This is a genomic window from Mycolicibacterium thermoresistibile (assembly GCF_900187065.1).
Taxonomy (GTDB): domain Bacteria; phylum Actinomycetota; class Actinomycetes; order Mycobacteriales; family Mycobacteriaceae; genus Mycobacterium; species Mycobacterium thermoresistibile.
Genome location: NZ_LT906483.1, coordinates 4,544,057 through 4,565,778, shown reverse-complemented (window position 1 = coordinate 4,565,778; position 21,722 = coordinate 4,544,057). Strand labels below are relative to the sequence as shown.

General features: G+C 69.1%; 26 protein-coding genes and 3 tRNA genes. 21 read left to right on the top strand and 8 right to left on the bottom strand.

What is annotated here, in order from left to right; genetic code table 11:
* Positions 1-7 precede the first annotated feature (7 nt).
* A complete protein-coding gene (locus CKW28_RS21745; protein ID WP_040546850.1) occupies positions 8-538 on the bottom strand; it encodes a bacterial proteasome activator family protein in 531 nt (176 codons plus the stop codon).
* A 402-nt stretch (positions 539-940) separates the two neighbouring features.
* Between CKW28_RS21745 and CKW28_RS21740 the strand changes: the two genes are divergently transcribed.
* A complete protein-coding gene (locus CKW28_RS21740) occupies positions 941-2,137 on the top strand; it encodes a cysteine desulfurase-like protein (RefSeq protein WP_003925309.1) in 1,197 nt (398 codons plus the stop codon).
* A 27-nt stretch (positions 2,138-2,164) separates the two neighbouring features.
* On the opposite strand, the gene CKW28_RS21735 is transcribed toward CKW28_RS21740, so the two are convergent.
* Positions 2,165-3,148 carry an NAD(P)H-quinone oxidoreductase gene (locus CKW28_RS21735; protein WP_003925308.1) on the bottom strand — a complete coding sequence of 328 codons (984 nt, stop codon included), beginning with the start codon at positions 3,146-3,148 and terminating at the stop codon, positions 2,165-2,167.
* A 65-nt stretch (positions 3,149-3,213) separates the two neighbouring features.
* Between CKW28_RS21735 and CKW28_RS21730 the strand changes: the two genes are divergently transcribed.
* Both CKW28_RS21730 and CKW28_RS21725 read left to right on the top strand, forming a co-directional pair.
* Positions 3,214-3,726: a MarR family winged helix-turn-helix transcriptional regulator gene (locus CKW28_RS21730; RefSeq protein WP_040546848.1), complete on the top strand. Its 513-nt coding sequence runs from the start codon at positions 3,214-3,216 to the stop codon at positions 3,724-3,726.
* Between the two features lie 78 nt (positions 3,727-3,804).
* Positions 3,805-3,891: transfer RNA gene (locus CKW28_RS21725), tRNA-Ser, on the top strand.
* A gap of 47 nt (positions 3,892-3,938) precedes the next feature.
* Here CKW28_RS21725 and CKW28_RS21720 read toward each other — a convergent pair.
* From CKW28_RS21720 to CKW28_RS21710, 3 genes are all read right to left on the bottom strand, one after another.
* On the bottom strand, positions 3,939-4,763 hold the full coding sequence (locus tag CKW28_RS21720; protein WP_003925306.1) for a crotonase/enoyl-CoA hydratase family protein: 825 nt from the start codon (positions 4,761-4,763) through the stop codon (positions 3,939-3,941).
* Positions 4,764-4,789: 26 nt separating this feature from the next.
* Positions 4,790-5,266 carry a hypothetical protein gene (locus CKW28_RS21715; protein ID WP_234784892.1) on the bottom strand — a complete coding sequence of 159 codons (477 nt, stop codon included), beginning with the start codon at positions 5,264-5,266 and terminating at the stop codon, positions 4,790-4,792.
* A gap of 120 nt (positions 5,267-5,386) precedes the next feature.
* Positions 5,387-6,442, bottom strand: a complete 1,056-nt coding sequence (locus CKW28_RS21710) for a pyridoxal phosphate-dependent aminotransferase (RefSeq protein WP_003925304.1) — start codon at positions 6,440-6,442, stop codon at positions 5,387-5,389.
* Between the two features lie 140 nt (positions 6,443-6,582).
* Here CKW28_RS21710 and CKW28_RS21705 point away from each other — a divergent pair.
* The 13 genes from CKW28_RS21705 (at position 6,583) to CKW28_RS21650 (ending at position 15,996) form a co-directional block, all read left to right on the top strand.
* Positions 6,583-6,674 (top strand) — tRNA-Ser (locus tag CKW28_RS21705).
* Positions 6,675-6,707: 33 nt separating this feature from the next.
* A tRNA-Arg gene (locus tag CKW28_RS21700) sits at positions 6,708-6,780 on the top strand.
* A gap of 75 nt (positions 6,781-6,855) precedes the next feature.
* Positions 6,856-7,878 carry an NADP-dependent oxidoreductase gene (locus CKW28_RS21695; RefSeq protein WP_003925303.1) on the top strand — a complete coding sequence of 341 codons (1,023 nt, stop codon included), beginning with the start codon at positions 6,856-6,858 and terminating at the stop codon, positions 7,876-7,878.
* A 56-nt stretch (positions 7,879-7,934) separates the two neighbouring features.
* Positions 7,935-8,318 (top strand): nuclear transport factor 2 family protein, encoded by a 384-nt coding sequence (locus CKW28_RS21690; RefSeq protein WP_003925302.1) that lies wholly within the window; start codon positions 7,935-7,937, stop codon positions 8,316-8,318.
* Between the two features lies 1 nt (position 8,319).
* Positions 8,320-8,934: a TetR/AcrR family transcriptional regulator gene (locus tag CKW28_RS21685; RefSeq protein ID WP_003925301.1), complete on the top strand. Its 615-nt coding sequence runs from the start codon at positions 8,320-8,322 to the stop codon at positions 8,932-8,934.
* A 32-nt stretch (positions 8,935-8,966) separates the two neighbouring features.
* Positions 8,967-9,650, top strand: coding sequence for a hypothetical protein (locus CKW28_RS21680; RefSeq protein ID WP_003925300.1), 684 nt, complete (start codon positions 8,967-8,969; stop codon positions 9,648-9,650).
* 212 nt (positions 9,651-9,862) lie between these two features.
* A complete protein-coding gene (locus CKW28_RS21675; RefSeq protein WP_003925298.1) occupies positions 9,863-11,395 on the top strand; it encodes a nitric oxide reductase activation protein NorD in 1,533 nt (510 codons plus the stop codon).
* Between the two features lie 31 nt (positions 11,396-11,426).
* Positions 11,427-12,221, top strand: coding sequence for a CbbQ/NirQ/NorQ/GpvN family protein (locus CKW28_RS21670; protein ID WP_003925297.1), 795 nt, complete (start codon positions 11,427-11,429; stop codon positions 12,219-12,221).
* Positions 12,222-12,239: 18 nt separating this feature from the next.
* A complete protein-coding gene (locus CKW28_RS24360) occupies positions 12,240-12,368 on the top strand; it encodes a hypothetical protein (protein ID WP_003925296.1) in 129 nt (42 codons plus the stop codon).
* Positions 12,365-13,063 (top strand): hypothetical protein, encoded by a 699-nt coding sequence (locus CKW28_RS21665; RefSeq protein ID WP_003925295.1) that lies wholly within the window; start codon positions 12,365-12,367, stop codon positions 13,061-13,063. Before CKW28_RS24360 ends, CKW28_RS21665 begins: the two co-directional genes overlap by 4 nt.
* Before the next feature lie 19 nt (positions 13,064-13,082).
* Positions 13,083-13,517, top strand: a complete 435-nt coding sequence (locus tag CKW28_RS21660; protein ID WP_003925294.1) for a hypothetical protein — start codon at positions 13,083-13,085, stop codon at positions 13,515-13,517.
* A 9-nt stretch (positions 13,518-13,526) separates the two neighbouring features.
* Positions 13,527-14,018: a metallophosphoesterase family protein gene (locus tag CKW28_RS21655; protein ID WP_003925293.1), complete on the top strand. Its 492-nt coding sequence runs from the start codon at positions 13,527-13,529 to the stop codon at positions 14,016-14,018.
* An 88-nt stretch (positions 14,019-14,106) separates the two neighbouring features.
* A complete protein-coding gene (locus CKW28_RS21650; RefSeq protein ID WP_003925292.1) occupies positions 14,107-15,996 on the top strand; it encodes an alkyl/aryl-sulfatase in 1,890 nt (629 codons plus the stop codon).
* 92 nt (positions 15,997-16,088) lie between these two features.
* On the opposite strand, the gene CKW28_RS21645 is transcribed toward CKW28_RS21650, so the two are convergent.
* On the bottom strand, positions 16,089-16,850 hold the full coding sequence (locus tag CKW28_RS21645; protein WP_003925291.1) for an SDR family NAD(P)-dependent oxidoreductase: 762 nt from the start codon (positions 16,848-16,850) through the stop codon (positions 16,089-16,091).
* A gap of 43 nt (positions 16,851-16,893) precedes the next feature.
* On the opposite strand from CKW28_RS21645, the gene CKW28_RS21640 reads away from it, so the two are divergent.
* The gene (locus CKW28_RS21640; protein WP_003925290.1) at positions 16,894-17,577 is read left to right on the top strand and encodes a histidine phosphatase family protein; all 684 of its coding nucleotides are present in this window, start codon (positions 16,894-16,896) and stop codon (positions 17,575-17,577) included.
* A complete protein-coding gene (locus tag CKW28_RS21635) occupies positions 17,549-18,577 on the top strand; it encodes a phosphotransferase family protein (protein WP_003925289.1) in 1,029 nt (342 codons plus the stop codon). The genes CKW28_RS21640 and CKW28_RS21635 overlap by 29 nt, the downstream gene beginning before the upstream one ends.
* An 8-nt stretch (positions 18,578-18,585) precedes the next feature.
* Here the strand turns inward: CKW28_RS21635 and CKW28_RS21630 are convergent, their stop codons facing one another.
* Complete coding sequence (locus CKW28_RS21630; protein ID WP_003925288.1) at positions 18,586-18,972, bottom strand: LapA family protein; 387 nt, start codon at positions 18,970-18,972, stop codon at positions 18,586-18,588.
* Between the two features lie 100 nt (positions 18,973-19,072).
* On the opposite strand from CKW28_RS21630, the gene CKW28_RS21625 reads away from it, so the two are divergent.
* On the top strand, positions 19,073-19,669 hold the full coding sequence (locus tag CKW28_RS21625) for a putative glycolipid-binding domain-containing protein (RefSeq protein ID WP_003925287.1): 597 nt from the start codon (positions 19,073-19,075) through the stop codon (positions 19,667-19,669).
* Here CKW28_RS21625 and CKW28_RS21620 read toward each other — a convergent pair.
* Positions 19,638-20,591 (bottom strand): prephenate dehydrogenase, encoded by a 954-nt coding sequence (locus CKW28_RS21620; RefSeq protein ID WP_081475481.1) that lies wholly within the window; start codon positions 20,589-20,591, stop codon positions 19,638-19,640. The two genes, CKW28_RS21625 and CKW28_RS21620, sit on opposite strands and share 32 nt — an antisense overlap.
* A 107-nt stretch (positions 20,592-20,698) precedes the next feature.
* Between CKW28_RS21620 and CKW28_RS21615 the strand changes: the two genes are divergently transcribed.
* Entirely contained in the window at positions 20,699-21,220 is a 522-nt protein-coding gene (locus CKW28_RS21615) for a tRNA adenosine deaminase-associated protein (protein WP_003925285.1), read from the top strand.
* A 9-nt stretch (positions 21,221-21,229) separates the two neighbouring features.
* Entirely contained in the window at positions 21,230-21,718 is a 489-nt protein-coding gene (locus CKW28_RS21610) for a nucleoside deaminase (RefSeq protein ID WP_003925284.1), read from the top strand.
* Positions 21,719-21,722 lie beyond the last annotated feature (4 nt).

The window sequence follows — 21,722 nt, the reverse complement described above, 5'->3', positions numbered from 1 at the left end:
CGTGTCCCTACAGGTACTGACCGGTCCCGTGGCCGTGTTGACCGGACTGGCGCTGTTGACCGGGCACGATCACCCCGGGCGGCAGCGCACCCTGGCGCATCTGCTCGAGCTGGGCACGGGCCGCCATCTGCTGGGCGAACAACGCGGTCTGGATGCCGTGGAACAGCCCCTCCAGCCAGCCGACGAGCTGCGCCTGCGCGACCCGCAACTCGGCGTCGGACGGTACGCTGTCGTCGCTGAACGGCAGCGTCAGCCGTTCCAGCTCCTCCCGCAACTCGGGGGCCAGGCCCTCCTCGAGTTCGGTGATCGAGGTGCGGTGGATCTCCCGCAGCCGGTTCCGGCTGGCCTCGTCCAGGGGTGCGGACTTCACCTCATCGAGCAGTTGCTTGATCATGGTGCCGATCCGCATCACCTTGGCCGGCTGCTCCACCAGATCGGTGATCGCCTTGCGATCCGAGTCCTCGTCGTCCTTGTCCGCGGCCGCGCCGCTGTCGCGTCCGAGGACCTCGATGTTGTCGTCGTCGCTGCCTGTTGTCATCATGCCTCTACATTTCCGGGGTTATTCGGTATCCAGTCTCGATGCGGCCCGCTCCGACGGCAATGGCGATCCGCCTGCCGTCCGGGGGCCTTCCAGCGACACTAACCTCTCCACCGGCCGCAACCGGTCCCGGGCGGCCGGTGACCGGCGCCGGCGGCGGGACGTTCGACCCGGGAAGGCAAACAACACCCGCCCCACCGGTAACAAGCCTATGGGCTTTCACCGGCACCTCGGCGCGCCCGGTGCGCTGCGGGCAAACGGCCCGCCGATCGCACCTCATGCCGGTTACTCACTGGTCTAGTATGGCTGCGCAGGTGACCCGGAACGGCACACCGCAGTGCGGCGCGGGCACCGACGCATCGTCTGATGTGAGACCTTTCACAGACACTTAAGGTGGCTGGCATGGCATACGACGTCGCCCGTGTGCGGGGATTGCACCCTTCGCTGGGCGGTGGCTGGGTGCACTTCGACGCCCAGAACGGCATGTTGCTACCCGACGCCGTGGCCACCTCGGTGTCGACCGCCTTCCGCGGATCGATGTCTACCACAGCCGGACCGCATCCGTCGGCCCGGCGCAGCGCGGCGGTGCTACACGCGGCGCGTCAGGCCATCGCGGACTTCGTCAACGCCGACCCGCGCGGGGTGGTGCTGGGCGCGGACCGCGCGATCCTGTTGAGCCTGTTGGCCGATGCGGCGTCCTCCCGCGTCGGGCTGGGTTACGAGGTGGTGGTGAGCCGCCTGGACGACGAGGCCAACATCGCGCCGTGGCTGCGCGCGGCGAACCGTTACGGCGCCAAGGTCAGATGGGCCGAGGTGGACATCGAGACCGGTGAGCTGCCGGCCTGGCAGTGGGAGTCCCTCATCGGCCGGTCCACCCGGCTGGTCGCGGTCAGCTCCGCCTCGTCGACCCTGGGCACCATCACCGACCTGCAGTTGATGACCAAACTGGTGCACGACGTCGGCGGGCTGGTGGTGCTCGACCACTCGGCCGCCGCCCCGTACCGGCTCATCGACATCGACGACCTGGACGCCGACGTGATCGCGCTGAACGCGGTCGCCTGGGGCGGCCCCCCGATCGGTGCGCTGGTGTTCCGCGATCCCGCGATAATCGATTCGTTCAGCTCGATGTCGCTGAACCCGTTCGCGACCGGACCGGCCCGTCTGGAGCTCGGATTGCACCAGTTCGGGCTGCTCGGCGGCGTGGTGGCCAGCATCGAATATCTCGCCGGCCTGGACGAGTCCGCCACCGGATCCCGCCGGGAGCGGCTGGCCATCTCGATGGAGTCGGCCAACGCCTACGTCGACCGGGTGTTCGATTACCTGCTGGCGTCGCTGCAGTCGCTGCCGCGGGTGATGGTGATCGGCAATCCGGAGAGCCGCATCCCGGCACTGAGCTTTGCCGTGCACGACGTCACGGCCGAGCGGGTGGTGCAGCACCTGGCCGATCACGGAATCCTGGCCATCGCCAACACCAGTTCCCGGGTGCTCGACGTCATCGGGGTGAACGACATCGGCGGCGCGGTCACCCTCGGGCTGGGGCACTACACCACCACCGCCGAGGTCGACCAGTTGATCCGGGCGCTGGCCGCGCTGGTCTGAGCCGCCCGGACCGATCCGGCCGGTCGCTCAATCTTCCACGCACAGAAGGACTTTGCCGTAGACATCGCCGGATGCGAGCAACTCGTGGGCGGCCTGGGCCTCCTGAATCGGGAACTCGGCCCCGACCACCGGCCGGACCTGGTCGGATGCGACCATCGGCCAGACGTTTTCGACCACCGCCCGCACGATGTCGGCCTTGCCGTGCGGTCCGGTGACCGGCCGGCCCCGCAGCGCGGTGCCGAACACCGCGGCCCGTTTGGCGACCAGCTTGCCGAGGTCGAGTTCGGCCCTGCGCCCGCCCTGCATGCCGATCACCACCAGCCTGCCGTCGGTGGCCAGTGCGTCGACGTTGCGGCCCAGATACGCCGCGCCCATGATGTCGAGGACCACATCGGCACCGGCGCCGTCGGTTTCGGCGCGGACCCGCTCCACGAAATCCTCCTCGCGGTAGCAGATCGTCACCTCGGCGCCCAGCTCGCGGCACAACTCGAGCTTGTGCCGGGTGCCGGCGGTGACCGCCACCCGGGCGTCCAGCGCGCGAGCGACCTGCACGGCATGCGATCCCACCCCGCTGGCCCCGCCGTGGATCAGGACCCATTCGCCGGCCGAAAGTCCGGCCGTCATCACCAGATTCGACCACACCGTGCACGCCACCTCGGGCAGCGCTGCGGCGTAACGTATTTCCACCGACTCGGGGATCGGCATCACCTGCTCGGCGGGCACCGCGACGTACTCGGCGTAGCCGCCCCCGGCGAGCAGTGCGCACACCGGTTGCCCGACGGTCCACCCGCTGACCCCGGCGCCGACGGCGGCGACGGTGCCGGACACCTCCAGCCCCAGGATCTCGCTGGCCCCGGGCGGCGGCGGATATTTGCCGGCGGCCTGAAGCAGATCGGCGCGGTTGATGCCGGCGGTGTGTACCGCGATGAGCACCTCACTTTCGCCGGGTTCGATGTCGGGCACCTCCACCCAGCTGAGTTGGCCCGAGGTTTGCACCGAGATCGCACGCATGGGTTCCGCTACTCCTAGATCGAAATGCTGTTCCAGCAAGGGCCGGGTCGTTTACCATGTTCGGCATGGAGGGGATGATTGGGGGGCGTACAGCCAGCGATATGCCCGGTCTGGACATCGCTGAGCAACGGTCCTGGCAAAACTTTTTGGATGCCGCTCTGCGGCTCTACGCGACTTTGAACAAGACGCTGGTGGACGAACACCACCTGACGCTCAATGACGTCCGGCTGCTGGACATGCTCGACAAATCGCCGAGCGGTTCGGCCCGCATGGGGGATCTGGCGGACGCTCTGATGTCTTTGCCGAGCCGGGTCACCAGGCAGATCCGCCGGCTCGAGGCGCACAACCTGGTCCGGCGCTGTGCCAGCCCGGACGACGGACGGGGGGTGCTGGCGATCATCACCGACGCCGGCCGCGAAGAGGTCCGCAAGGCGATGGTCACCTACGGCAACGAGGTGCGGGTCCATTTCCTGAGCAGGTTGTCGCGCCCGCAGATCGCCGCGATGGGGGAGAACTGCCGCCGGATCAGCGCCGGGTTGCGGGCGGACGGCCCACCCGCCCGGCTGGGCCGGGTCTGACGCCCGCATCGTCGCGGAGTCCGTCGTCGGCCGCCCCACCGCGCCGGTCACGAGCCGTGACACCGTACCCTTGACGGCGGTGGCGTGGCAGAGCGGCCTAATGCACTCGCCTTGAAAGCGAGAGACGGCTAACACCGTCCGGGGGTTCAAATCCCTCCGCCACCGCTGATGCGCGCGTGCCATCGCGGCTACTCGCCGGTGTTGCATCGCGGCTACTCGCCGGTGAAGTTCGGGGCCCGCTTCTCGAACGTGGCCGCGATGCCCTCGGTCAGATCCTTCGACGGCAGGAACGCCGCGTTCCACGCCGCGACGTAACGCAGGCTGGCCGACACCCGGTCGATGCGCTGCTGGTCGAGCACATCCTTGATGCCGCGGACGGTCAGCGGCGGATTGGCGGCGATCTCCGCGGCGGTGCGGTGAGCGGCCTCCAGCGACGCCTCGGCGTCGGCGAAGACGTCGTTGACCAGGCCGATCTTCTCGGCGCGGCCGGCGTCGATGTCCTTACCCGTCAACGCCAGTTCCCGCAGGTGCCCGTCGTTGAGGATCAGCGGCAGCCGGGCCAGGCTGCCCACGTCGGCCACGATCGCCAGCTTCACCTCACGCACCGAGAATCTGGCGTCGGCGCTGGCATAGCGGATGTCGACCGCCGAGATCAGGTCGACCCCGCCGCCGATGCACCAGCCGTGCACCGAGGCGATGGTCGGGGTGCGGCAGTCGGCCACCGCGTTGATCGCCGCCTGCATCCGCTGCACGGTGGCGTGGAATTCGGCGCGGCTGCGCGCCGACGCGTCGGGGCCCATCACCCCCGCGAGCGAATCGCCCATCGCCGGCAGGTCGAGGCCGTAGCTGAAGTTCTTGCCGGACCCGGTGAGCACGATCGCCCGGACGTTCTGATCCTCGTCCAACCGGGTGAACACCTCCGGCAGCTCCCGCCAGAACGCCGGACCCATCGCATTGCCCTTGCCCGGTCCGATCAACGTCACGCGGGCCACATGTCCGTCGACGTCGACCGTGACGGACTCGTAGGTATCAGCCATACCGAAAGGCTAGCGAGCCGACTCCGTCAGCCGCCGAGCAACACCTGCTTCACGGTGGCGTCCGGCATGAACTCGCACATCGTGTCGGCCACCGACTTGGCGGCCTCCGGACCGAGCAGGCCGAACGGATTGTCCTCCTCGGCGATGTGCACCTGGATCACCGCCGTCCTGGTGTCCTCGTCCAGCCGGGTGTACTCGGCGCAGGTCATCGTCAGCGCGTCGGGCGGAGCCGGCACGGCGGGATTCGGGGTTCCGGTGCGCCGGGGCAGCCTCGGCAACTCCGGCGCACTGCGCGGTGACGTGGTGGTCGGAGTCGTGGTGGTGGACAGCGGCGGTCCCGGTTCGGTCGTCATGGCCACCGTGCCGCCGGTGACCTGGGTGCAGGCGGTGGTCAGCCCGGCGGCCAGGGCCACCAGCAGACCCGTGATCGCCGCGGCCCGAGACTTCATGCCGGTCACGACCACCGTCGCCGTCCCCGCGTCGTGTCCTGCTGCTGAATCCACACGGTTGAATCCACACGGTGTCGCCCGACCGGGGCTGGTGGCCGGTCGCCTCCTGGAATGCACTGCAACCTGCCCTTCATCGAATGCCCCTTCCGGTCAGCGACCGGGTCAGCCGGCGGGTCATCGCTCTGAGATCCAGCGGGTGGCGAACGACAGGAACGCGTCGTTCTCGTGCGGCGCCGCCACCGTGACGCGGACCCCGTCGGTGCCGTACGGCCGCACCAGCAGACGATCCTCGGCGGCGCTGTTGACGAAGTCCACCGTCCGCTCGGCCAACGGCAACCACACGAAGTTGGCCCCGGACTCGGGCACGGTGTAACCCGCGTCCCGCAGCGCGGCGGTGACCCGGGCCCGTTCGGCGACCACCTCATCGGTGCGGGCCAACAGTTCGTCGGCGGCGTCCAGCGAGGCGATCGCCGCCGCCTGCGCGAGCGTGGAGACGCTGAACGGGACGTAGACCTTGCCCAGCGCCGTGACGATCTCCGGGGCGGCGACGGCGTAGCCCACCCGCAGCCCGGCCAACCCGTAGGCCTTGGAGAACGTCCGCAGCACGACCACGTTGTCGTGGGCCCGGACCAGACCGAGACTGTCCGGCACGAACGGCGGGCGGACGTACTCGATGTACGCCTCGTCCAGCGCGATCAGGATGTGCTCGGGCACCGCCGCGACGAACCGGGCCAGCGCGTCGGGGTCGACGACGGTGCTGGTGGGGTTGTTCGGGTTGCAGATGAAGATCAGCCGGGTGCGGTCGGTGATCGCGGCCAGGATCGCGTCCAGGTCGAAGGTGTGATCGGTCAGCGGCACCTGGACCGGGACCGCCCCGGCGGTGCGCACCTGCAGCGGATAGATCTCGAAGCTGCGCCAGCCGAACAGCACCTCGTCGCCGGCCCCCGCGGTGATCTGGACCAACTGCTGGCACAGGCTGACCGAACCGCAGCCGACCGAGATGTGCTCGGGGGCGAACCCGACGTGGCGGGCCAGTCGGTCCCGCAGGTCCAGGTAGCCGTTGTCCGGGTAGCGGTTGAGGGTCTCGCCGGCGCGCGCGATCGCCTCCCGCACGCTCGGCAGCGGCGGGTGCACGGTCTCATTACTGGCGATCTTGATCGCGCCGGGCACCATCTTGCCGGGGACGTAGGCGGGGATGTCGGCGAGTTCCGGGCGGAGGCGGGCGGTCACCAGGCCAGTCTATTTCGCCGGACGGTCCGGCCGGGTGGAGCGGCCGGGAATGCCACTTTGCCTTCCGGTGTTGTTGCTGTGTACTCTGTGCCCTCGGCGGGACCGGGTTCACCGCGAATCCGGTACCCTCGAGAAGTTCAGGAGGCGTGCCAGAGCGGCCGAATGGGGCTCACTGCTAATGAGTTGTCCCGTTAACGCGGGACCGGAGGTTCAAATCCTCTCGCCTCCGCCACACGGCTGATCCGTCAGCCACAACTGAATACCTGCGCCCGTAGCTCAACGGATAGAGCATCTGACTACGGATCAGAAGGTTGGGAGTTCGAGTCTCTCCGGGCGCGCTTTTCGTCCCCACCGGTGTCTCGGGCCGGTGTCGCAGGTCGGGGATCGCGTCGGCTCCCGGTAACTTCGGCGCCATGTCGTCCACCCGCACCAACCGCCAGATCGTGCTGCGCCGCAGGCCCACCGGAATGCTGCAACCCGCCGACACCGAACTCATCACCACACCGGCGCCCGAACCCGCCGATGGGGAGGCGCTGCTGCGCGTCACCTACATCGGGATCGACGCCGCGGTCCGGACCTGGCTCGACGACAAGCCCGGGTATCTGCCACCGGTCGGGGTGGGCGAGGTGATCCGGGCGGCCGGAATCGGTGAGGTGGTGGAGTCGCGCTGTGACGCCTACGCCGTCGGCGACGTGGTCACCACGCTGTCCGGGTTCGCAGAGTACGTGCTGATCCGCGACGACCTGTTCAGCACGCCGATGCCGGGGGAGACCGATCAGTTGGCGATCATGTCGGTGTACGGCCCGACCGGCGCCACCGCCTACTTCGGCATGACCGACATCGGCCGGCCGCAACCCGGGGAGACCGTGGTGGTGTCCGCGGCCGCGGGCGCCACCGGGTCGATCGCCGGGCAGATCGCCAAGATCGCCGGCGCCCGGGTGGTCGGCATCGCCGGTGGGCCGCACAAGTGCCGGGCCGTGGTCGAGGACTTCGGCTTCGACGCGTGCATCGACTACAAGGCCGGTGACCTGCCGGCGGAACTCCGGCAGCACTGCCCGAACGGGGTCGACGTGTACTTCGACAATGTCGGCGGGCCGATTCTCGACGCGGTGCTGGGCCGGCTCGCCCCCAGGGCGCGGGTGGTGCTGTGCGGGGTCATCTCCGGCTATCTGACCGGCAAGCAGCCCGGCCCGGCGAACTACGTCAACCTGCTGGCCAAGACCGCGCTGATGCAGGGCTTCAACGCCCTCGACCAGTGGGGCCGCTTCGACGAGGCCTTCGCCGCACTGCGGCAGTGGGCGGCGGAGGGCCGAATCACCCACCGCGAGACCGTCTTCGACGGCATCGAATCCTGCGTGGACGCCCTCAACGGCCTGTTCACCGGTGCCAACATCGGCAAGATGCTGGTGAAGGTGAGCGAACCCACCACGATGTGACGTCGGGGCATGCCCATCGGGCCCACTCGAGGTCATCATCCGCGACAATGGCGGGCATGACACCCGAGGTGATTCAGCGTTGGTTGCAGATCGTCGAGAGCGGTGACACCGAGGCGTTGGACGATCTGCTCGCCGACGACTCCGTGTTCACCTCGCCGGCGGTGTTCACCCCGCAACAGGGTAAGAAGCTGACGTCGATGTACCTGACCGCGGCGATGCGGTTGTTCGGCGGCACCGACTTCCGGTACGTCGGGCAGTGGTACGCCGAGAACTCCGCGGTGCTGGAATTCACCACCGAGATCGACGACGTCCACGTCAACGGCATCGACATGATCCAGTGGAACGAATCCGGCCAGATCGTGTCGGTCAAGGTCATGCTGCGGCCGTACAAGGCACTTCAGATCGTGATACCGAAGATGGCCGAGTTGCTGCAGGGTTGACATGGCACGGGCGGAGAAACCCTCGGCGCGCGAGGCCAAGCGGCTGCAGACCCGGGAGCGGCTGCTGGGTGCGGCGATCGCCGAGTTCAAACGCACCGGCATGGCGGAGGCCGACGTCCGGGCGATCGTCGCGGCGGCCGGTGTCGCCCACGGCACCTTCTTCTTTCACTTCCCCACCAAGGAACATGTGCTGCTGGAGCTCGAACGGCGCGAAGAGGAGCGCATCGCCCGCCAGTTCAGCCGGTTCCTCGAGACCGAACACGATCTGGTTGGCACCCTGAAGGAGGCGGTGCGCCTGGTGCTCGACATCGAGGACCGTCTCGGCCCGGTGTTGTTCAAGGATTTTCTGGCCCTGCACTTCTCGCCGACCCGACCGCCTGCCGAGGAGGGACAGGACCATCCGCTCATCGTGTCGGTGGCCGAGGAGATCGAACGGGCCCAGCGCGCCGGCGAGGTCGACGCCGAGGTGAACCCGTGGAACAGTGCGGTGTTCTTCCTGCTCGGTCTCTACGCCCTGCTGACCACCACGCACGCCTGGCCGAACCGGGCCGGGATGGTCGACGACTTCGTCGCGAACACCCTGCGGAGCCTCCGCCCACGTCTGACACGTCGTTGACTCCAGTCAGTCAAGCGGATACCGTCCCGGCCATGTCCGGGTCTCTGACGCTGTCCTACGACGACCATGTGGAGGAGTCGCGACTGGCCCAGCGCCAGGCTGACAGATGGTTGATCTCCGGCAGTGTGCTCATCGGCACCGCCGCGCTCGGGATCTTCGGCCTGCCGCTCTTCCTGCGGGGTGTGTGGCTGCAGCGAAAGGCCCACCGCGCGGGGCTTTCCGTCCGGCCGATGCTGGTCACCCTGATCGGCTACTGCGTGATCATCGACGCGGCGATCAACGTCTTCGGCTGGGCGCTGGACCTCGTCGCCCACCACACGCTGCTGGCGCGGGTGCTGCTCAACGGCTGGGGCGCGATGTTCGACGCCGGATATTTCTGGCACTACAACGAACTGTGGATCGGCGGCGCCGCCGGCCCGGGCGAGAAGGCGCTCGAGGTCGGTCTGATCCTCACCGTGTTCGCCATGCGGATCGCGGCGGGGATCGGGTTTCTGCAGATGAAGCGCTGGGGGCACCAGTGGATGATCATCACCTGCTGGATGGGCGTGGTGATCTGGTGCGTCTACGTGTTCAACATGACCATGTACGCCGACGTCCGCTACGCCGGAGTGATCCTGCCGGTCGTGGGCTGGTGGATCTACGACATCTTCTACATCACCCCGTTCCTGGCCATCCCCTACCTGCACACCGTCAACCGCGAGATCTTCTCCGACTGATCTCGCTGACGTGACTCATTGACCCAAGTCAATTTCTGCGCTACAAAGAGCCGATCGCGACTGAGGAGTTCGCATGTGGGCCTGGATCTGGGAGATATTGCGCTACGTCGGGGCGTGGGGAGGCGCCGCGCTGGTCATCTGGTTCTGGTACTGGATGTTCTCTTCCCTGGGCACGTTCTGACGCGGGACCGAGGACGGGGGATCAGGCGACGATGACCGAACTGTCCGACGCATCCGCCCTGGCGCTGGAGCGCAGTTGCGCGCTGACCGCCGTCGCACTCAGCGGCCGGCGCCGGGAAGGGGTGCGGCTGGTCACCGGCGAGCACCGCGGATTCGGCGTCAGCCCCGCCCTGGACTTCGTCCACGTCCCCCATCCCGGCCTCGGCCCCGACTGGACCCGCCGGACCCTGACCTGCGGGATGGCGCTGCAGTGCGCACCGTCGAAGGAGCGGCTCGCGCACTTCCGGCTCAACGAGCTGACCGAGCGGGAACTGCGCGCACTGACCCTGGTGGAGGCCGGCGTCGCGTTCGGCTGGGTCGCCGACCATTGGCCCGGCCTGGTCGCCGAGACCCGACGGCTGCTGCCCGGTGTGCAGATGCTGCCCGCCGACACCCCGGCCGGGCAGATGCTCGAACGCGCGGTCACGCTGGCCCGCACCGCAACCCCGCTCAACGTCCCGCTGCTCGCCGGCCGGCTGCCGAGGTCCCATACCGCGCCGCAGGGTCTGACCGATCGGCTGCGGCGCAGCTTCGGCCGGATGCCGTGGACGTCCACCCAGAAGCGGCTGCCCAGGCCGTACTCGGTGCCGGTCGGCGGTGACGGCGGAGTGCGCAACCCCAACCTGCCGCCACCGAGCCGGCCCCACGACAACGACCTCGACGTCACCCCGGAACACCGACCCGGAATCCCGTACCCGGAGTGGAACGCCTGGACCAAGAGCTTTCTGCCCGACCACGTCGCGGTGCTGGAGCGGGCCCGTCCCGCCCGCGACCACCGGCCCGCGCCGGTGGCGCCCGACCTGCGCAAGTGGTTCGAGGAGCATACCCACCGCGCGATGAAGAACCGGCTCGAGGACGGTTGCGACCTCGACGTCGAACAGTACGTCAACCACTACGTCGACCTGTGCACCGGCGAGGCGATCGAACCCCGTATCTTCCGGGAGCTGCTGCCCGCCGGTCGCGACGTCACCACCGCGCTACTGCTGGACGGCAGTTCGTCCCTGGGGGTGCACGGCGGACGGATCTTCCGGCTCGAACTGGCCTGCGCCGACGCGCTATCCCGCGCGATGACCGCGGCGCGCGAACGGCACGGAATCTTCGTGTTCACCGGCAACACCCGCCACCGGGTCGAGGTCACCTGCCTGAAGGACTTCACCGACCGCCGCTTCGTCCCGCCGAGCCGGCTCGGGCTGTCGGCCGGTGGCTACACCCGCCTCGGCGCGCCGCTGCGACATCTGACCAGCCGGCTGTTGGCGCAACCGTCGGAGCGGCGGCTGCTGATCGTGATCGGGGACGGACTGATCTCCGACGAGGGCTATGAGGGCCGCTACGCCTGGGCCGACGCCGCGCACGCCGTCGAGGAGGCCAACGAGGCCGGGGTGTCGGTCTACTACATCGGCGTCGGCCCGACCCGGGTCGACCCGCTGCCGGAAGTATTCGGCCCCAGCCGGTCCCAACGCATCCGGCGGGTCGAGGACCTACCGCGGGTGCTCGCGCACGTGCACCGCGAACTGGTCGCCGCCTGACGATCAGTCGAACCGACGTGAGGAGCTCACATTGACCGCCAAGACCTACTTCTCAAACGGCGACGAGGTGCGGTTGTTCGAGCAGGCCTACCGGCAGCGGCTGCCGGTGATGCTGACCGGCCCCACCGGATGCGGCAAGACCCGGCTCATCGAGCACATGGGCGCACTGCTGGGCCGGCCCGTCGTCACCATCAGCTGTCATGACGATCTGACCAGTGCCGACCTGGTGGGCCGGTTCATGGTGACCGGGGGTGACGTGGTGTGGACCGACGGGCCGCTGACCCGGGCGGTCAAAGAGGGCGCCATCTGCTATCTCGACGAGGTGGTCGAGGCCCGCCACGACTCGCTGGCGGTACTGCACTCGCTGACCGACCACCGGCGCACCCTGTATCTCGACCGGGCCGGGGAGGTCGTCGCCGCACCGGAGAACTTCATGCTGGTGTGCTCGTACAACCCGGCCTACCGCAGCTCGCTGAAGGACCTCAAACCGTCGTTCCGGCAACGGTTCGTCACGCTGCCGATGAGCTATCTGCCGCCCGAGCGGGAGGCCGAGGTGATCGTCGCCGAGACCGGGGTACCGCTCGCCGTCGCGCGGCGACTCGTCCAGTGCGCTGTCGCCATCCGCACCGCCGATGCGGCGTTCCACTTCGAACCGCCGTCCACCCGCGTCCTGGTCACCGCCGGCCACCTGATCGCCGCCGGGGCGGGCGAACTCGACGCCGCGGAGGCCTGCATCCTGGCGCCGCTGTCCAGCGACGGCGCCGTCGGCGACGGTCTGCGCGAGGTCGCGGTCGCCTGCCTCACCGGTGCCGACAGCTCATCGTGAGAAAGGAGCGCCCGACCGATGGATCCCCAAGAAAGACAGCGCAAACGAGCCCTGATCATCCTGCAGATCGTCATCTACGGCTACCTGCTGGCGATGTTCGGAATTCAGCTGTACATGTCGATCGAACGCGGCTGGTGGTCGTTGTGAGCGTGCCCGCCGACGCGGCCACCGAGGCGGTGAGCCTCGAAGACCACCACGCGCTGTCCCGTCAGGCCCAGCGCCGCGCCGACAAGTGGATGATCGTCGGCGCCGCGCTGATGGGTATGTGGGCCCCGGGCATCATCGGCTTCCCGATCTTCATGCGCGGCGTGTGGCTGCAACGCGAGGCCGCCCGCGCCGGGCTGAGCGTGCGGCCGATGATCGTCACGCTCATCGGATATCTCGTGCTCATCGACGGGTTCCTCAACAGCCTGGGCTGGGCGCTGGATCTGATCGGCAACCACACCCTGATCAACCGGGTGCTGATGACCGGCTGGGGCGCGATGTTCGACGCCGCCTACTTCTGGCACTACAACGAACCCTGGGTGGGCGGCTCCGCGGTGCCCGGCGAGAAGGCCTATGTCGCAGGGCTGATCCTGACCGTGTTCGCCATGCGCTGCGCGGCCGCCATCGGGTTCCTGCAGATGAAGCGCTGGGGGCACCAGTGGATGATCATCACCTGCTGGATGGGCGTGGTGATCTGGTGCGCGTACGTGTTCAACATGACCATGTACGCCGACGTCCGCTACGCCGGGGTGCTGTTGCCCGTGGTGGGCTGGTGGATCTACGACATCTTCTACATCACCCCGTTCCTGGCCATCCCGTACCTGCACACCGTCAACCGCGAGATCTTCTCGGACTGAACAGGTTTAGGAGCACGCCATGACCACGTCACCCAACCCGGCCGGCGCCGAGGAGAAGGATCCGGCCGAGGATCTGCCGCCGGGGACCACGCCCTACTACGCCCGGATGCACACGTGGATCAAGCGCGCGGTGCTGGTCTGCCTGATCGCGCTGGTCATCGAGGGTGCGTTCACACTGCCGTTCATGGCGGTGTGGTACGGCTTCCCGACGCTGAGCCTCACCCAGATCTGCAGCGAGCTGATGAAGGTCCGCTACTCCGACGACACCCTGGAGTGCCAGGTGCCGTATCCGCCGCTCGGCCCGCCGGAGGGCGCGGAGGGCAAGGACACCGCCCGCGACGAGTGGGGTATCCAGCCGGTGCCGAAGTACGACCGGATCGGCTTCCGGGAACTGGTCCGCAACTACGAGGAGCGCCAGGCCCGGCAGGCGGCCCGGGAACAACACCAGCAGTAGATTGGCGGCGTGCGGCTGCTGCTGATCTCCGACACCCACGTGCCGAAGCGGGCCCGCGACCTGCCTCCGCCGGTGTGGGAGGAGGTCGACCGCACCGACGTGGTGATCCACGCCGGTGACTGGGTGGACGCCGCACTGCTGGACGCGCTGCAGGCGCGGGCCGCCCGGTTGATCGCCTGCTGGGGCAACAACGACGGTGACGACCTGCGGCACCGGCTGCCGGAATGCGCCGAGGCCACGCTGCACGGGCTGCGGTTCACCGTGGTGCACGAGACCGGAGCGGCCGCCGGGCGGGAGGCCCGGATGGCGAAGCGCCACCCCGACACCGATGTGCTGGTGTTCGGGCACAGCCACATCCCCTGGGACACCACCGCGCCCACGGGCCTGCGGCTGCTCAACCCCGGTTCACCGACCGACCGGCGCCGCCAGCCGCACTGCACCTATCTGACCGCGCACCTGGCCGGCGGCGAACTCGCCGAGGTGACGCTGCACCGACTCTGACCGTGCCTGCAGATCGCGGATCCGGGCCGACACCTGATCTGTGTGCGGAATCGACGAGAAATGCGGCCAGAACTGGCACTCTCGCTGCATGGAGCCCAGACCGCCCACCGACAGCGTCGAAGCCGCGCACCGGGACCATCTGCGCACGCTGCCGTTCGACGACACCACCGACTTCGACGACGCCGACCGGGGCTTCATCGCCGCGCTGGAACCGGGGGTGGTGACGGCCGGTGACGGCCGGGTGGTGTGGGACAACGACGCCTACGCCTTCCTCGCCGGGGAGCCGCCCACCTCCGTGCATCCCAGCCTGTGGCGGCAGAGTCGGCTGTGCGCCGAACAGGGGCTGTACCGGGTGGTCGACGGCGTCTATCAGGTCCGCGGACTGGACCTGTCCAATGTCACCTTCGTCGAGGGCGACACCGGCGTCATCGTGATCGATCCCCTCATCAGCACCGAGACCGCCGCGGCGGCGCTCGCGCTGTACCGCCGGCACCGGGGCGACCGTGCGGTGCGCGCGGTGATCCACACCCACAGCCACGTGGACCATTTCGGTGGCGTGCTCGGTGTGACCACCCCCGCCGACGTCGAATCCGGGCGGGTCGCGGTGATCGCCCCGGAGGGATTCGTCGAACACGCGGTGGCCGAGAACGTCTACGCCGGCACCGCGATGGCGCGTCGCGCGTCGTACATGTACGGCACCATGCTGGAGGTCGGGCCGCGCGGTCAGGTCGGCTGTGGGCTGGGCCAACGCACCTCGACGGGTGAGGTGGGGATGATCGTGCCCACCCTCGACATCCGGCACACCGGCGAGCACCACACCGTCGACGGAATCGAGATCGAGTTCCAGATGACGCCGAACAGCGAGGCGCCCGCCGAGATGCATTTCTTCTTCCCGCGCTACCGGGCGCTGTGCATGGCCGAGAACGCGACCCACAATCTGCACAACCTGCTGACCCTGCGCGGCGCCCTGGTCCGCGACCCGCACGCCTGGGCGAATTACCTGACCGAGGCGATCGACCTGTTCGCACACCGCAGCGAGGTGGCGTTCGCCTCCCACCACTGGCCCACCTGGGGAACCGACCGGATCGTCGAATACCTTTCGCTGCAACGGGATCTGTACGCCTATCTGCACGATCAGACGTTGCGGTTGCTCAACCGCGGTCACACCGGAATCGAGATCGCCGAACAGCTCACGCTGCCGCCGGCGCTGGAGCGGGCCTGGCACACCCGCGGCTACTACGGGTCGGTCAGCCACAACGTCAAGGCGATCTATCAGCGGTACATGGGATGGTTCGACGGCAACCCGGCCCGGCTGTGGCCGCACCCACCGGAGGCGTCCGGGCCGCGTTACGTCGCAGCGATGGGCGGTGCCGACCGGGTGGTCGAACTGGCCCGGCAGGCCTTCGACGACGGTGACTTCCGTTGGGCGGCGACACTGCTGGATCACGTGGTGTTCACCGATGCGAACCACGCCGGCGCGCGGGAACTCCACGCCGACACCCTCGAACAACTCGGCTACGGGTCGGAGAATGCGACGTGGCGCAACTTCTTCCTGTCCGGGGCGGCGGAGCTGCGGCACGGCAACTTCGGCACCGGCACCGGCACCGCCTCACCCGCCATGCTCGCGCAGCTGCGGCCGGAGCAGATCTTCGACAGCCTGGCGATCAACGTCGACGGTCCGCGGGCCTGGGATCTGGACCTGGCTATCGACATCACGTTCGCCGACCCCAACTTCACTGACACCGACGTGAACCACCGGCTGACGCTGCGCCACGGGGTGCTGGTGCACCGTCGCGCGCCCGCCGACGGGCGGGCCGGGGCGCGGGTGCGGGTGGCCGGCACCGGACGGCTGCTGGCGCTGACGGCCGGCGACGTCAGCTCACCCGGCCTGCAGATCACCGGTGATCTGCAGGTGCTGCAGGCGCTGCTCGATGTGCTGGACCGGCCCGACCCGGCGTTCGACATCGTCACGCCGTAGTTCAGCTGCGCGAAATTGCGTTCAGGGCTGTGGTTTCGCGGCACACACGACCCTGAGTGCAATTTCCAGCCGCCGGGCATTTCGCGTCCCGGTCAGACGCTGCCGCCGTCGGCGCGCACGATCGAACCGGTGGTGAAACTCGACGCGTCGGACATCAGGAACAACGCGGCGCCGACGATCTCCGCCGGCTGCCCGGCACGTTGCAGCGCCGAACCGGCGAACGGGTTGCTGCCCTCGGGGAGGTTCCACGCCTTGCTGATGTCGGTGAGGAACGGTCCGGGCATCAGGGTGTTCACCCGCACGGTGGGGCCGAACGCCAGCGCCAGCCCTTCGGTCATCACGTTCAGGCCGGCCTTGGACGCCGCATACGGGATGAACGTCGGATGCGGACGCAGCGAACCGTGGGTGCTGACGTTGATGATCGACCCGCCGCCGTCGGCGACCATCCGCTCGCCGATCAGCGCGGACAGCCGGAACGGGCCCTTGAGGTTCAGGTTCACCACGGCGTCGAACAGCTGCTCGGTGACGTCGCTCTGCTTGTCGTACACCGGCGACATCCCCGCGTTGTTGACCAGCACGTCGACCTTCCCGAACCGGTCGTAAGCGGCCTCGACCAGACCGTCGAGTTGATCCCAGCGGCCGACGTGAACCTGATAGGGCAACGCCGCGCGTCCGGTCTGTTCGGTGATCTCCTGCGCGGTTGCGACGCAGTTGTCCATCTTTCGGCTGGCGATGATCACATCGGCGCCACACCGCGCGGCGGCCATCGCCATCTCCCGGCCCAGGCCGCGGCTGCCGCCGGTGATCAGCACCACCCGGTCCGTGAGGTCGAACAGTTCGTCGGCGTAACCCACGTGCACCACTCCTCCACGTCGACGGGAGTCCTATGGTGGCACGGTGCAGTTGATTCTGGTTCGACACGCGCTGCCGCGCCGCAGCGAACCCGGGCAGGGCGCCGACCCGGACCTGTCCGAGGTCGGCCTCGAGCAGGCCCGGCGACTGCCCGCCGCGCTGGAGCGGTTCCCGATCGCCCGGGTGATCAGCAGCCCGCAACGCCGTGCCGTGCAGACCGCCGAGCCGGTCGCCGACGCGCTGGGGCTGCCGGTGCACATCGACGAGCGGTTCGCCGAGTACGACCGCGGTCTCGCCCACTACGTGCCGATCGAGGAGGTCGCCCGGGAGAACCCGGAGCAGCTGGAGCGGCTGCTCAACGGCGAACTGCCCGGCGCGGTGGATCCGGACGAGTTCCAGGACCGCGTCGCCGCGGCGCTCGACGAGGTCGTCGCGACCTCGGCGCACACCGACACGGTGGCGGTGTTCAGCCATGGCGGCGTCATCAACGCCATCCTGCACCGGATCGCCCGCACCGAGCGGCTGATCACGTTCCACATCGACTACGCCTCGGTCACCCGCGTGCTGGCGTCGCGCAGCGGACGGTTGTCGATCGGCGGGATCAACACCGTCGAACACGTGTGGGATCTGCTGCCCCGGAACCGGGACGGCCGGCTGCAGGGGACCGCTGCGGTGTCCGACAACAAGGAAGTGATAGACAATGGCCGTGACCTCCCTCGACGGACTTGACCTCGACGCACTGGATCGCCACCTCCGCCAAGTCGGTGTTCCGCGAAGCGGGGAGTTGCGCGCCGAATTGATCGCCGGGGGCCGGTCCAACCTCACGTTCCTGGTCTTCGATGATCAGTCCCGGTGGGTGCTGCGCCGCCCGCCGCTGCACGGCCTGACCCCGTCCGCCCACGACATGGCCCGGGAGTACCGGGTGGTCGCCGCGCTGGCCGACACCCCGGTGCCGGTGGCCAGGGCGGTCACCATGAGCAATGACGATTCGGTGCTCGGCGCGCCGTTCCAGATGGTCGAGCACGTGCCCGGGCTGGTGGTGCGCTACACCGATGATCTGAAGTCGGTCGGCGACCGGGATGCGATCGAGGCCTGTGTCGATTCGCTGATCCGGGTGCTCGCCGATCTGCACGCGGTGGACTACGAGGCGGTCGGGCTCGGCGACTTCGGCAAGCCGAGCGGCTACCTGGAGCGGCAGGTGCGTCGCTGGGCCTCCCAGTGGGAGCTGGTGAAACATCCCGACGACGCCCGCGACGGCGACGTCAAGAAGCTGCACGCCAGGCTCGAGCAGGCGGTGCCGCCGCAGAGTCGGACGTCGATCGTGCACGGCGACTACCGCATCGACAACACGATCCTGGACGCCGACGACCCGACCGAGGTGGTCGCGGTGCTGGACTGGGAGATGTCGACGCTCGGCGACCCGCTCAGCGACGCGGCGCTGATGTGCGTGTACCGCCACCCGACGTTCAACTACGTGCACAGCGACGCCGCCTGGGCGTCAGAGCTGATCCCGTCCGCCGACGCGCTGGCCGAGAAGTACTCGACGGCCGCGGGACAGGATCTGGTCCACTGGGACTTCTACATGGCGCTGGCCTACTTCAAGCTGGCCATCATCGCCGCCGGCATCGACTACCGGGCGCGGGAGAGCGGGGCCGGCGGGTCGACCGACCGGGTCGGTGAGGCGGTCGCGCCGCTGATCGACGCGGGTCTGCGCACCCTCAGGGCCTGAATCGGGCGTCAGCGCTGACTGCGGGTGCGGGCGTTCTTCCTGGCGGCGCGCCGCAACTGATACATCCGGGCCGTGCCGACGGCGACCGCCAGCAGCCCGCCGCACACCGCCGACCCCAGAATGGCGACCCCCAGGGGCAGGCTCCAGTGCCAACCGAGGAACTGGAACCGGGCGGACTCGGTGTTCTGCGCGATGAAGATCAACAGCACGATCAGCACCAGGAAACCGCCCGCAAGTGCCGACCACATCGCGGCCGCCCGCGTGCGGGTCAACCCGGAGTCGGCGTCCGCGTGTGCGTGTTCGGCGGGGGCCGGCTCGTCGCCGGCGCCGGCGGGCAGGTCTTCGGCCGGCAACGGCGGATGCTGCGTGGGCCGCTCAGAGGGATCGCTGCTCATGGCCCCATCTTCGCCGCAATGCGCGGCGAAGGTAACCGTTTCGGCGTCGAACGTGCGGAGCGGGCTACGAGCCGGGGACGTCGTCGCATACGGTAGATGGGTGAGTGGTGCCCAGTCTGAAGCGAAGGCAAGCGTCTGGCCGGCGGTGTTCACCTGGCGCGCCTACGACGACCCGCGGATGGAATCGGTCCGGGTGAACGTATCCGGCAACCGGATCAAGGCCTACGGCCGGATCGTCGCCGGCGCGTCCGATCTGCACCCGGCGTTCAGTGCCTCCTACGATTTGGTGACCGATGAGGCCGGGGCGACCCGGCGGCTGTCGATGACGGTCACGCTCGCCGAGCGGGAACGCCAACTGTCGATCTCCCGCGACGAGGAGAACATGTGGCTGGTGCAGGATCACCAGAACCAGACCAAACGCGCACCCTATGACGGCGCGCTGGACGTGGACGTGATCTTCAGCCCGTTCTTCAACGCGCTGCCGATCCGGCGCACCGGCCTGCACCAGCGCACCGACTCCATCACCCTGCCGGTCGTCTACGTGCGGCTGCCGGAGGTCACCGTGGAGGCGGCGACCATCAGCTACAGCAGCGCCCCCGACGGCATCAAGGTGGTCTCCCCGGTGGCCGACACCACCGTCACCGTCGACGACGACGGTTTCATCCTCAGCTATCCCGGACTGGCAGAGCGGATCTGATCACCCCGCCGGCCCGACCGGCGGCGGCCAGTTCCTCCCGCCAGCCCTCCTCACCGATCACGACCGCCATGATGTCGGTGCGCCCGAAGCTGTCGTAGCGCATCCGCGCGGCGTGACCGGCCTCCACCAGCTCGGCCACCGAGCCGTTGTGCGCCAGCGCCTCACGCGCGGCGGTCAGCAGTTCCAGGGTGCGGTCCAGCGCCGGCAACAGCTGGTCGGCGTTGTTCTCGCACATCGCCCGCACCAGATCGGGTGCGGTCGCCGCGACCCGGGTGCCGTCCCGGAAGGAACCGGCGGCCAGGGAGAACGCCAACGGCACCTCGCCGGCCGTGATCGCCAGCGCCTCGGCGAGCAGATGGGGCAGATGCGAGACGCTCGCCGCGGCGGCGTCGTGCTCATCGGAGCGGGCCGGCACCACCACCGCGCGGCAGTCCAGCGCCAACTCCATCACCATCGCCCAGATCGCCGGGTCGACGTGGTCGTCGACGCTGACCACCCACGGGGTGCCGGCGAACAGGTCGGCGTCCCCGGCGCTCCAGCCCGAGTGTGCGGTGCCGGTCATCGGATGGCCGCCGACGAACCGCGCGAGCAGCCCGTGCGCGCGGACCTCCTCGAGGACGGCGCCCTTGACGCTGACCACATCGGTCAGCGGGCAGTCGGCGGCCTCCTGGGCGATCCGTTCCAGCAGCATCGGCACCGCGAACATCGGCACCGCCAACACGATCAGCGCCCGCTGTTCCGCGGCCCGGGCCAACGCCTCGTCGAGGTGCTCGGTGGCGTCGAACCCCTCGGCGCGCGCCGCCGTCACACCGTCGATGGACCGGTTGTAGCCGAACACCTCACGTCCGGCGGCCCGGGCGGCACGCATGATCGACCCGCCGATGAGGCCGAGCCCCAGCACACAGATCGGGACCTTCGTCACGCTCCAAGGTTGGCACAACCACTCCGGTCGCCGGAGGTCAGGTCGCCCAGGTCGGGTCCGTTCGCGGCGCTAGTCAATCCCCTGGCCGCGGACTACCGTAGGCGCACATGGGAGCACAGGGTGCACCGGCGCGCAAACCCGGCGCCGACGATATCGAGGGCTTCGGTGTGGCCGTCGTCCGCGAAGACGGCCGGTGGCAGTGCTTCCCGATGCGTCGCGCCGCACTGCGCAGCCTGGCCGCCGCGGAACGGGAGCTGTGTGAGATGCGCGCCGCCGGACCGGTTTTCGGACTGCTCGACATCGACGACGAATTCTTCATCATCGTGCGGCCGGCGCCGTCGGGGACCCGGCTGCTGCTGTCGGACGCCACTGCCGCGCTGGATTACGACATCGCCGCCGAAGCGTTGGAACGACTCGACGCCGACATCGACGAGGACGACCTGGAGAGTGCCGACCCGTTCGAGGAGGGCGACCTCGGGGTGCTGGCCGACATCGGGCTGCCCGATGCGGTGCTCAGCGTCATCCTCGACGAGATCGACCTGTACGCCGACGAGCAGCTCGGCCGGATCGCCGGTGAGATGGGATTCGCCGAGGAGTTGGCGGCGGTCCTCGAGCGGCTGGGTCGGTGAACCGACGGGATGATCGGGTCGGTGACCGACGAGGACATGATCCGGGCTGCGCTGACCGCCGCGCGCGAGGCCGGGCCGCGTGATGTGCCGATCGGGGCGGTGGTGTTCGGGCCGGACGGCGGTGAGCTGGCCCGCGCCGCGAACGCCCGCGAACAACTGGGCGACCCGACTGCGCACGCCGAGGTGCTGGCGTTGCGGGCGGCCGCACGGCGATTGGGCGACGGGTGGCGGCTGGAGGGCGCCACCCTGGCGGTCACCGTCGAACCGTGCACGATGTGCGCGGGTGCGCTGGTGCTGGCCCGGGTGGCGCGGCTGGTGTTCGGCGCCTGGGAACCCAAGACCGGCGCCGTCGGATCGTTGTGGGATGTGGTCCGCGACCGCAGGCTCAACCACCGGCCGGAGGTCCGGGGCGGGGTGCTGGCCGCGGAGTGCGCGGCCCCGCTGGAGGAGTTCTTCGCCCGGCAGCGCGACCCCGATTCACCCCGCGGTTTGGGCTGACGCC

Excerpts from the sequence above, each read along its gene's own strand:
- CKW28_RS21745 (WP_040546850.1), bottom strand. The coding sequence starts at position 538 with ATGACAACAGGCAGCGACGACGACAACATCGAGGTCCTCGGACGCGAC.
- CKW28_RS21740 (WP_003925309.1), top strand. The coding sequence starts at position 941 with ATGGCATACGACGTCGCCCGTGTGCGGGGATTGCACCCTTCGCTGGGC.
- CKW28_RS21735 (WP_003925308.1), bottom strand. The coding sequence starts at position 3,148 with ATGCGTGCGATCTCGGTGCAAACCTCGGGCCAACTCAGCTGGGTGGAG.
- CKW28_RS21730 (WP_040546848.1), top strand. The coding sequence starts at position 3,214 with ATGGAGGGGATGATTGGGGGGCGTACAGCCAGCGATATGCCCGGTCTG.
- CKW28_RS21720 (WP_003925306.1), bottom strand. The coding sequence starts at position 4,763 with ATGGCTGATACCTACGAGTCCGTCACGGTCGACGTCGACGGACATGTG.
- CKW28_RS21695 (WP_003925303.1), top strand. The coding sequence starts at position 6,856 with ATGTCGTCCACCCGCACCAACCGCCAGATCGTGCTGCGCCGCAGGCCC.
- CKW28_RS21690 (WP_003925302.1), top strand. The coding sequence starts at position 7,935 with ATGACACCCGAGGTGATTCAGCGTTGGTTGCAGATCGTCGAGAGCGGT.
- CKW28_RS21685 (WP_003925301.1), top strand. The coding sequence starts at position 8,320 with ATGGCACGGGCGGAGAAACCCTCGGCGCGCGAGGCCAAGCGGCTGCAG.
- CKW28_RS21680 (WP_003925300.1), top strand. The coding sequence starts at position 8,967 with ATGTCCGGGTCTCTGACGCTGTCCTACGACGACCATGTGGAGGAGTCG.
- CKW28_RS21675 (WP_003925298.1), top strand. The coding sequence starts at position 9,863 with ATGACCGAACTGTCCGACGCATCCGCCCTGGCGCTGGAGCGCAGTTGC.
- CKW28_RS24360 (WP_003925296.1), top strand. The coding sequence starts at position 12,240 with ATGGATCCCCAAGAAAGACAGCGCAAACGAGCCCTGATCATCCTGCAG.
- CKW28_RS21660 (WP_003925294.1), top strand. The coding sequence starts at position 13,083 with ATGACCACGTCACCCAACCCGGCCGGCGCCGAGGAGAAGGATCCGGCC.
- CKW28_RS21650 (WP_003925292.1), top strand. The coding sequence starts at position 14,107 with ATGGAGCCCAGACCGCCCACCGACAGCGTCGAAGCCGCGCACCGGGAC.
- CKW28_RS21635 (WP_003925289.1), top strand. The coding sequence starts at position 17,549 with ATGGCCGTGACCTCCCTCGACGGACTTGACCTCGACGCACTGGATCGC.
- CKW28_RS21630 (WP_003925288.1), bottom strand. The coding sequence starts at position 18,972 with ATGAGCAGCGATCCCTCTGAGCGGCCCACGCAGCATCCGCCGTTGCCG.
- CKW28_RS21615 (WP_003925285.1), top strand. The coding sequence starts at position 20,699 with ATGGGAGCACAGGGTGCACCGGCGCGCAAACCCGGCGCCGACGATATC.
- CKW28_RS21610 (WP_003925284.1), top strand. The coding sequence starts at position 21,230 with ATGATCGGGTCGGTGACCGACGAGGACATGATCCGGGCTGCGCTGACC.